Genomic DNA, 2,195 nt, shown 5'->3' on the forward strand with positions numbered 1-2,195 from the left:
CTGCCCTCGCTCGACACCATCAACAGCCGCCTGCGCGTGCGACTCGGCGAGGCCCTGGCGACCGTGTCGAAGGAGTCCAGGCCGCTGGAGAAGGTGACCACGACGAATCTCGATGCACTGCGCGCCTATTCGCTAGGATTGAAATCCGACGATGGGGGCGATCAGACCCAGGCCGAGATCCTGTACAAGCATGCCGTCGCGCTCGACACGGATTTCGCGCGCGCCCGCATTGCGCTCGGCAATCTCTACCTCGACATGGATCGCAGGGCAGAAGCCAGGGAACAGCTGGACCTGGCTCTCGCCACCTCGAACCGGTTGGGCGAGAAGGACCGGTTGCTGGCGCAGGCGTGGCTTACCGTTTTCTCATCGCCGCGCGACGCCCTGGAAAAGTGGAAGGCACTTGCCACACTGGAGCCGGACCTCTTTCAGGCCCAGGGGGCATACGCCTACTATCTATGGATCCATGCCAATGATTTCCGCGCGGCGATTGAAGCCGACAAGCGAAACGCGGTGCCGCAGAACCCGAACGCCGGCACCGGCCACTATCTGCTCGGTACGCTCTTCCTTGGCATGGAACGCTATCAGGATGCACAGCGCGAGTTCGCAGAGGCGAAGCGGATCGGCACGGTTTTCCAGAATGAATATGTTGCTGCGAGCTTCGCGGCCCAGCGTGACTATGCCCGGATTGCCGAACTGAAGTCCTCAGCACGGCCGTCGGTCACACCCGGGCAGAAAGTGTCGGCGCATCTGACCAACCTGGCCCTGGCGCTCGACCAGGGCAAGTGGAAGGATCACGCGCTGGAAATGCGTGCTGCGGAAAAGACAATCGGCGAACTGGATCCGATCAATGCCCGGGTGATGGACAATGCGGTTCTCGCATCGAAGCTGCTGGTCGCCACGAGCGAACAACGCGCGCAACTTCTGGCCAGCGTCCCGACGGTGGCCCTCGACGCCGCCGCCGGCGTCGATGATGACGTCGCCTCGCTCGATGCGAGCCTGCTGTTCCGGGCGTGGCTGGCGACCCGTTTCGGCGACGACGTGCTCGCCGCCCGGCTTTCATCGCGCGTCAGCGAGCGTGTCCGGGCTGGCGACTACCCTGCGCTGGGCAAGCTGCTCGATCTGGTCAATGCGTCGATCGGGGCGCGTAACGGGCACCTGGACGAATCGATACGCAACCTGCGCGCCGGGTTCGACGGCAACGAACTGTATGCCAGTCATGCCCTGCTGATGCGATTGCTGGCCGATAAAGGCGACCTTCGCGCTGCGCGGGAGCAAGCCCGCTGGCTGGCATCGCATCGCGGCCGCGCCTATACGGAAGTGGCGGCCGGCGAAATGTTCATCCCCCTCAATGTGCATTCCTCGAACCTCGCCAAACTCCGCGAAGCCGAATATTCCATCCGGCTTCGGGAATCCGCGGACGCCCGCAAGTCCCTCGCTGAATTGCGCAGGTTCTGGCCAGAGGATTCGATGCCAGCCGAACTGGCCGCTGAACTGCGCCGTCTCGACGGACAGATCGAATCGGAGTCGAAGGCCTCAGGCGGGCATTGACATCTTTGGCGTCTGCATCGAGGTCGTCGCGGTCAACACGCTCTTGTCCATTTTTTCCGAGGCTTCCTTGAACAGACTCTTCCCGGCCAGCGCTGCGGGACACAGGCACATTGCATTGAGATCGACGATCGTTTCGGCCGGGATGCCGAGCTTGAAGAGCGCCTTGGCAGGCTTGTTCTCGAACAGATTCCTGAAATCGTCATCCGTGGCGAGCATGCGGATCAATTCGGCCGCCTGTTTTTCGGTAAGTGTGGCATCAGCCATACTGCTTTCCCCCTGAAGTTGATTGGACTGTTTCGCTGCGATTGACCAGCTCGAAGCGTGCTGCTTCGAAGCAGGCTGGCAGCAGGATTCAACAGCCACACGAGTCTATCTTTCGGTCCGGGGTATTGCGAGGGCCGGAATTCTGGCAACACGGCGGTCGGCAGCGCAGAATGCGAAGCCTGCATCGAGGATTGCGTATTCGTGAGCGTCGCCGAGCCACCCCACAGGAACCTGGAGAATCCGGCCAGTTCGCTGCTGCGGACACTGGTCCTTAGCGACCTGGTCGATTCGACCGGACTGGTCGAGCGCCTCGGCGATCGCGAGGCGGCCGAGCTGATCCGCAAGCACGATCGCCTGGCCCGCACCCTGGCCGACCGCCATGG

3 protein-coding genes are annotated in these 2,195 nt (G+C 62.6%); 2 read left to right on the forward strand and 1 reads right to left on the reverse strand.

Translation table 11 applies throughout. The features are described from left to right. The first annotated feature begins 315 nt into the window (after positions 1-315). Positions 316-1,548, forward strand: a complete 1,233-nt coding sequence (locus BM125_RS19530) for a hypothetical protein (protein ID WP_139225140.1) — start codon at positions 316-318, stop codon at positions 1,546-1,548. On the opposite strand, the gene BM125_RS19535 is transcribed toward BM125_RS19530, so the two are convergent. Further along, the gene (locus BM125_RS19535; protein WP_139225141.1) at positions 1,534-1,911 is read right to left on the reverse strand and encodes an NHLP-related RiPP peptide; all 378 of its coding nucleotides are present in this window, start codon (positions 1,909-1,911) and stop codon (positions 1,534-1,536) included. The genes BM125_RS19530 and BM125_RS19535 overlap by 15 nt on opposite strands. A 102-nt stretch (positions 1,912-2,013) precedes the next feature. Between BM125_RS19535 and BM125_RS19540 the strand changes: the two genes are divergently transcribed. Beyond that, positions 2,014-2,195, forward strand: a 182-nt coding sequence (locus tag BM125_RS19540; protein ID WP_139225142.1) for a hypothetical protein, incomplete at its 3' end; no start/stop codon positions are given.

Origin of the sequence: Dokdonella immobilis, assembly GCF_900115085.1 — a bacterium.
Lineage (GTDB): Bacteria > Pseudomonadota > Gammaproteobacteria > Xanthomonadales > Rhodanobacteraceae > Dokdonella > Dokdonella immobilis.